The sequence below is a fragment of the Oceanicaulis sp. UBA6590 genome (genome assembly GCF_002433705.1).
Lineage (GTDB): Bacteria > Pseudomonadota > Alphaproteobacteria > Caulobacterales > Maricaulaceae > Oceanicaulis.
On record NZ_DJIQ01000018.1, the window covers coordinates 1 to 6,432 of the forward strand.

8 protein-coding genes are annotated in these 6,432 nt (G+C 64.1%); 1 reads left to right on the top strand and 7 read right to left on the bottom strand.

The genetic code is table 11. From position 1 onward, the window contains the following. The 6 genes from B2Z70_RS03610 to B2Z70_RS03635 form a co-directional block, all read right to left on the bottom strand. A partial coding sequence (locus B2Z70_RS03610) for a hypothetical protein (RefSeq protein ID WP_292981083.1) occupies window positions 1–357 on the bottom strand: 357 nt, incomplete at its 3' end. A gap of 274 nt (window positions 358–631) precedes the next feature. Further along, window positions 632–2,608 carry a S9 family peptidase gene (locus B2Z70_RS03615; protein WP_292981086.1) on the bottom strand — a complete coding sequence of 659 codons (1,977 nt, stop codon included), beginning with the start codon at window positions 2,606–2,608 and terminating at the stop codon, window positions 632–634. An 82-nt stretch (window positions 2,609–2,690) separates the two neighbouring features. Next, window positions 2,691–3,719, bottom strand: a complete 1,029-nt coding sequence (locus tag B2Z70_RS03620) for a DUF481 domain-containing protein (protein WP_292981089.1) — start codon at window positions 3,717–3,719, stop codon at window positions 2,691–2,693. A gap of 150 nt (window positions 3,720–3,869) precedes the next feature. Then, window positions 3,870–4,187 carry a hypothetical protein gene (locus B2Z70_RS03625; RefSeq protein ID WP_292981092.1) on the bottom strand — a complete coding sequence of 106 codons (318 nt, stop codon included), beginning with the start codon at window positions 4,185–4,187 and terminating at the stop codon, window positions 3,870–3,872. A gap of 2 nt (window positions 4,188–4,189) precedes the next feature. After that, window positions 4,190–5,047, bottom strand: a complete 858-nt coding sequence (locus B2Z70_RS03630; protein WP_292981095.1) for a thioredoxin family protein — start codon at window positions 5,045–5,047, stop codon at window positions 4,190–4,192. Window positions 5,048–5,057: 10 nt separating this feature from the next. Further along, the gene (locus tag B2Z70_RS03635) at window positions 5,058–5,444 is read right to left on the bottom strand and encodes a hypothetical protein (protein WP_292981098.1); all 387 of its coding nucleotides are present in this window, start codon (window positions 5,442–5,444) and stop codon (window positions 5,058–5,060) included. A gap of 170 nt (window positions 5,445–5,614) precedes the next feature. On the opposite strand from B2Z70_RS03635, the gene B2Z70_RS03640 reads away from it, so the two are divergent. Next, a complete protein-coding gene (locus B2Z70_RS03640) occupies window positions 5,615–5,941 on the top strand; it encodes a YkgJ family cysteine cluster protein (protein ID WP_009801833.1) in 327 nt (108 codons plus the stop codon). Between the two features lie 8 nt (window positions 5,942–5,949). Here B2Z70_RS03640 and B2Z70_RS03645 read toward each other — a convergent pair whose 3' ends face one another. Further along, the gene (locus B2Z70_RS03645; RefSeq protein WP_009801834.1) at window positions 5,950–6,363 is read right to left on the bottom strand and encodes a hypothetical protein; all 414 of its coding nucleotides are present in this window, start codon (window positions 6,361–6,363) and stop codon (window positions 5,950–5,952) included. Window positions 6,364–6,432 lie beyond the last annotated feature (69 nt).

Below are 6,432 nucleotides of genomic sequence, written 5' to 3' on the forward strand. Positions count from 1 at the left end.
GAAACCGTCCATGACGCAGCGCGCCAGCACGCCTTCCCCGACGGGAATATCCGGCCAGGGGTCGCACCGGGTCTGACGGTCGCCGAGATCGCCGCCGCGCTCAAAGGTCAGCGTGATCGCGCTGCCTTCACGCTCCCAAGCCACTGGCGCGCTATTGCGGCCGCCGTCCTCGCCCAGCTGTCCGGCGCCCGACATGGCGCCCGCTTCAGCCGGCTCGAAGACCAGCGGCAGATCATCAAGATCGACACCGACCGTGTAGCTTTTCCCCGCCGGGGTGAGCACGTCGTCCTGCCCCACGGCCGGGCTGGCCAGACACGTTGCGACCGCCGCTGTAACGGCAAGGGTCATGCGCTTCATCAGGTCTCTCCCGCTGTGTGTGATGAGAGTCTGATCCCATGAGGTTAAGATATCGATCTGTCTATTCTCGCCCCTGGGAGCTCACCGTGTAAAAGCCCCTCGTCGAGATGGGCGCATCTCCTCCGCCAGGGCCGAGGCGGCCTGTTCCGCAATCCAGTCGGAAGAACGCGACACATCCGAGCGATCTGCGCCGCCGCAACCGCCCGCCATCACGACATGCGTTGTCAGCATGACCAGAAGTTTTGCGGTCGTGGCCCTTACCCGGGGCCAATGGCTACTGGTCGGTTTCCAGCCCCAGAACCTCTTCCAGGAACTCGGCCTGACGACGGTAATAGAAGAGCTGGTTGGACAGCTTGCGCCAGCCATGGCCCTCATCCGGGATCCGGATGAAGTCCGCCCGGACGCCGTTCTCGCGCAGGGTGCGCACCATCACTTCGGTCTCTGCAATATCAATGCGCGGATCCATGACGCCATGCGAGTAGAGCACGGGCACATTGATCTGGTCCGCCTGACGAATGGGCGAATTCTCGGTGTAGTAATCGCGCCAGCGCTGCTCGGTGATGTCGCCGTACTCGATGCGATCAGACGCCTTGAGCGCGGGCGAGGCGATATCGAGCGCCGTCACCCAGTCCGCCACGCCATAGAGGGACGCGCCCGCCTTGAAATGCCCCGGGAAGTTCGCCAGCACGGCGTTCACGGCATAGCCGCCATAGGACCCGCCGACCACAGCGGCGCGATCCGCATCCACTCGGCCGTCCTCGCCCAGCCAGTTGAGCATGTCCACCAGATCGGCGATGGATTCCAGGCGGTTCTCCTGGTCATCGAGCGTCACATAGGTATGCCCGAAACCGGTCGAGCCGCGCACATTGGGTTCAAACACCGCCATGCCCCGATCCACGTGATACTGGACGATGGCGTCAAAGGTCGGACGCGACTGGGAGGTCGGCCCGCCATGGACAAAGAACACCACCGGCGGCAGCCGGTCATCGGTGCGGGAGCTGTCATCAGGCAAATAGAGAAGCCCTTGCAGCTCCACCCCGTCACGCGCGGTGATCCGCACATCCTCGGGCCGCACGAGACGCTCTGCATCCAGCCCCGCCATGGAGGCGGAGAAGGTGTCGAACACCTCGCCGGTCTGCATGTCCCAGAGCTGGAAGCCGCCCGGCGTGCGCCAACCGTTCACATTGATCAGAACGCGGCTGGAATGATCCGTGCAGCTGATCCCGTAGACGCCTTCGGCCAGCGCCGGCGTGGGTAGCGTTTCTCCCGTCGACAGATCCCGAGCGTGAAGCCGGGAATAGCCGCCCTCATTCACGCTCCAGACCAGATAACGATCGTTCTCCCCGCACAGATAGACGCTCTCGATGTCATGCGGCGCGCTTTCCACCAGGCTGAAGCTGTTGGTGAAGACATCATATCTCATGAGAGCGCTGTATTCGCGCCCGCGATTTGAGACGAGATAGAAGCCTGAGGAATCGTCCTGCCACGCAATGGAACCGTGCGCGGCGCGGCGCTCGGGCGCGGAAATCGGGGTGAAGGCCCCGGTCTCCAGACTCAGAAGCCCCAGATCATCGGAATCCTCGCCCCGGGACTGGCTGACGGTCACGAAGCGCCCGTCAGGCGAGATCGCGCCGGGATAGTTGGCGTACGACCCCTCATAGACCATGGACCGTTCGCCGGTTTCGAGATCCGCCGTGTAGATGTCGAAATCGAGATTATTGCGGGCGGTCGAGGCGAAAACGATGGTCTGGCCGTCCGCGCCGAAATCCCCGAACACCCGGAAGGCGCCGTCTTCCGCGGGGAAGACCTGGTCCTCGTGCAATCCGTCAGCAGTGATGCGGTAATAGGCTTCCTGCTCATTCCCGTCATTGTCCGCGCCGTAGATCAGGCTGTCGCCATCCGGCGTCCAACGGAAGAAGGTGATGCCATTGCCATAGGTCAGACGCGTGGGCTGCCCGCCCTCGGCGTCCATGATCCACAATTGCGGCTCTCCCGTGATCGACCAGCGGAACGCGGCCCTGGAGCCGTCAGGCGAGAGCTGCGCTCCGCCGGCGGCGCCGTTGGCGGCCAGCAGATAACGGGCGATGTCGGCGGGGTCTTCGCCCGCCAGGCCAATGCTGACCGCTTCATCGCTCGGTGAAATCGCGTCGAGGCTCTCGTCATAACCGGACTGACCGCCGGCGGTCTGGGCGAACGCCGAAGCGCCCATGAGCGTGGATCCTGCCAGCAGGATGGAAAGCAGCCGTGTCATGTGCGTCCCCTGGTGTCTTTGCACGTTTCGCAAAGATTAAGGGCAAACGCGGACCAGTGAAAGTTGTCTCGTATAACAGTGCTCAGAAGCCGTAGAGCAAAGACACGTCGAGACGGGTGTCGGTGGGTTCGAAACCCGGTTCTGTCTCGAACTCGTGTTCGATGTGCAGACCGGTCTGGACCGCCCAGTGCCCGAACAGGCGATTGGTCAGCGTAAAGCGCTGATCCACCCGGGACCCGCCGCCGCCATAGACCGTCGTCTTGGATTCAAACCGGCTGGTGTCGTTGATCTGGAAACTGAAATCAGACGCCGCTTCCGCCACCCAGTCATCCAGCCTCTGCCCGCTGCCGGCGCGTTCGCGCCAACGATGGCCGACACCGGCGCGCAGCTCCAGGTCCATGCGCTCGCGATCAATCGCATGCCAGACCCCGCCTGCGGTTGCGAAGGCGGACTGCTCATAGGCGCCCACGAGATCGCGTTCATAGGAGCCGCCCGCGTAGTAGCCGAAGCCTGAGTCCAGTTCGCGCGACAGGCGGCTCTCGACCAGCCAGTTGTCCCGGCTCGTGCGGTCTCCGTTCTCGGTGAGGAAATACTCGAACTGATTGTCGACCCGCCAGCCCCGGGGCAGCTCCCGGTCCAGCTCGAACGCAAACGAGAAGTCCATAAGGTCGGTATTGCCATCCTCGACCTGAACCCCCGCGCGGATCTGCCCGGACCATTTCTCGCCCTGCAAGGCGCGGATCGGCGCGGCGAGCCAGCCGCCCGACCCGTCTGGCGCTTCGGCGAGATCCACGGGCGCGGCGCCGATGGAACGGTGTTCAGGCACAGATTCGGGAGCAGCGGCAGGCTCTGGCTGGGGCTCTGGCAGGGGCCAGTCACTAAGGGCGCCCGCGCGGTCAGGTAGATGCGCGATCACATCCGCATGCACCGCCGCCCGGCCGCCATCAACCAGTACCGCAACCATGTCCGCCGTTTCCGCGAAGCGGTCATCATCGATCCCGCGCCGGTCGGCCTCGGCCAGAAGATTGCGATATTCGGGGGGTATGTCAGCGAAGGCCGGAGGCGAGAACACGGCCAGACTGAGGGCCAGGGCGCAGCTGCGAAAGGTCATAAGTCATCCTGATCACGGCGAGTGATTTACCGTGTTTGTGAGCTAGACGCCTTTAGATTTCGTTCAACCGTTCATTCGATCCGCCCGAACCAGCCATCGGGCTCTTCTCCGGTCCACCAGCAAGGCAATTGATCGTAATAATCACCAACCTCAAGCGCAGGCCAGCGCTCGCAGCGCGCTGTCCGTCCCCGGCGCCAGAAGCGGCAGGTCTTCGCCCGTGATTGTCACCGCGCCTGAAGACTCCATCACCCATTGGCCATCCTCCCCCTGCGAGAAAGGCGGGTGCAAGCCGTTAAAGCTGACGCTCAGCGAGCCATCCGCGTCAAAACTCACCCGATAGCCTTCATCCCCGCCCGGAGAGCCCATCTGATAGACCTGACCCGCCGGGGAGGGCGCGTCCTCGGCCATGGCGATGGAAGACGCGACCATCACCAGGGCGGGCGCAAGGCTCAACAGGGCGAGCTTCATGATCAGCGTTCCTCGTGTCCGGCAGCATCACCCGCCATGGCGGCGCGCGTCTCTTCGGTCTGGGCTTCAAACCGGGCGATCAGATCGAACTCGATCTCGTCCGCCCGCGCTTGCACGGCCTCGCTCAGATCCTCTGACGGCGTCACGCCGAGCGCGTCTAGATCGGCGCTGTCAGCAATAGAAATGCCTTGCGCCTCAGCTTCCTGACCCATGCCATACCGGGCGATGGAGCGGGCCATGCCATTGATGAAGGCGCTGTAGGCCACGCCGTCATCCGGGCCAAGCTCGCCCGCCTCCATCCGGCGGGTCAGCTCAGCCACGGCGGCCTGGTAGGGCGGCCAGCTTTCCGCAATCGCGCCCAGATCGGCGCTGGCGACGGGGGAGCCATCCCAGTCCGCCCCGCCATAATGGCTGAGATAGGCGGCGATATCGGACGGCGCAGCGTTATAGGCGGTGCGCCAGTCATGGGCGGTCATGCCGTTGAGCGCATAGCCCTCCCCGGATGCAATGACGACGGTGGGCGTTCCGAAAGTCCCCTCAAGACCGAAGCGGTGCAGCTGGTCCTGATTGCGGTGGCGATGGCCCACATCCACGCGGGCAAGCACGTAATGCTCGCGCACAAGGCTGGCGAGCCGATCATTGTCCTCAAGCGTTTCGGCCAGCCCGACGCTGTCATGGCACCAATCGCCGCCAAAGACGATCAGCGCCTGTTTCCCCTCATCGCGGGCCTGCGCCAGAGCCGCGTCGATGACAGCGCTTGCGTCTACGTCCTCAGGGTAGAGCGGGGCGTCCTGCGCTGTCGCCGCGCCGCTCAGGAACAGCACGAGCGCCACACTGGCGTTCAAAATCAGGCGGGTCATCAGGGCGCCTCTATCGGGTTCGTGTGACGCGGACCGGCGCGCCCCGCAGCGAGGACATCCAGCACGGATCCATCACCGTTTCGCCTTCTTCGATGATCGGCCAGTCCTCGCAGCCATCGCGCCACAGCTCAGGCTCGCCCAGGGGTTCGATATGGATGAAGAGATCGCTGCCATGCGTGAACTCCCACATGCCCCGCGTGCTGTCGCCACTGTCGCACGACATGGAAATGTCACCGCGATCCCCGCCGTATACATAGGACTGGAAATCAACCTCGCACGCGCCCAGCCCATCAATCTCGACGGCATACGCCTCGCCAACGGATGAGGGCCGGTCCTGCGCGACAGCCCCCGAACTGATCGCGGCCAGCATGGTCAGAACGGATAATGCGGTTTTCATGTGGCTCCCCCTCTTTGACGCCAGCACAGCATGCCCCGCCTTAACGGGGGATGAGCGCGATTTCGCCCCTTCAAGATTTCTGATGCGCGCTGTTTCGTTTTGCTCTAAATGCCGCTCGCCGCGGGCCGGGACGGGAGGCCGTCCACGCGCGGTGGGTCTTGCATCACACGATGTCCAATACGGCGTTTGACTGCGTCGCCTGCGGAGCCTGCTGTTTCAGCAAGCATCCGCGTTATCTGGTCCTGCTGCCCGAAGATCGGGACCGCAAGCTGCCGCCTGAAAGCCTGTTTCAGGAGGGCGAGCGCAGCTTTGTGGATTTTTCCTGCGGGCATTGCACCCATCTCAAACTCGAGACCGGTCAGGCCATCTGCGCGGTCTATGAGGAGCGTCCCGAAGCCTGCCGCGCCTTCCGGGCGGGCAGCTTTGAATGCCAGCGCGCCATCCGCGCCAACGGCATTATGGGCGAGAAGGTGCGCCAGACCGAACAGGTGGCCTAGCCGCTGGCCTACTCCACCCGCGTGGCGGAATCGAGCTCCAGCCCCTCGCCCGCGCCATGGCCCAGCCAGCACAGCTCGCCCGCATCCAGGGACTCGCCCACGGCATAGCCCGGCCAGTCGCCGCAAATATACGTCAGCTCGCCCTGATCGCCGGTATAGGTGAAGGTTATCTCCCCCTCGCCCGTGCGCACCCAGTTGCCCCAGCCCACGCCCGAGGGCGGCCAGCTGATCCCGAAAATTTCGCTGGCAAGCGCCGCATCCAGATCCATCGAGCCATCGGAATGGATAGTCAGATAGCCATCCATTTCCGCTGAAATGCGAAACCGCCCTTCCGGGTCAGCCGCCAGCGCGCTGGCGCTCGCCCCGAAAGTGAGAATGCCCAGCGCCAGACCGACCGCTGCGGCTTTCAGGATTACTCTCATGGCTGCCCCCCTTTGCCAGTTTCGCAGAGCCTGCGCGATGAGGGATGAAGGGGGCGTGAATGGGGGCCC

Coding starts and splice junctions, on each gene's coding strand:
- B2Z70_RS03635 (WP_292981098.1), bottom strand. CDS start 5,444: ATGAAAACCGCATTATCCGTTCTGACCATGCTGGCCGCGATCAGTTCG.
- B2Z70_RS03640 (WP_009801833.1), top strand. CDS start 5,615: ATGTCCAATACGGCGTTTGACTGCGTCGCCTGCGGAGCCTGCTGTTTC.
- B2Z70_RS03630 (WP_292981095.1), bottom strand. CDS start 5,047: ATGACCCGCCTGATTTTGAACGCCAGTGTGGCGCTCGTGCTGTTCCTG.
- B2Z70_RS03615 (WP_292981086.1), bottom strand. CDS start 2,608: ATGACACGGCTGCTTTCCATCCTGCTGGCAGGATCCACGCTCATGGGC.
- B2Z70_RS03645 (WP_009801834.1), bottom strand. CDS start 6,363: ATGAGAGTAATCCTGAAAGCCGCAGCGGTCGGTCTGGCGCTGGGCATT.
- B2Z70_RS03625 (WP_292981092.1), bottom strand. CDS start 4,187: ATGAAGCTCGCCCTGTTGAGCCTTGCGCCCGCCCTGGTGATGGTCGCG.
- B2Z70_RS03620 (WP_292981089.1), bottom strand. CDS start 3,719: ATGACCTTTCGCAGCTGCGCCCTGGCCCTCAGTCTGGCCGTGTTCTCG.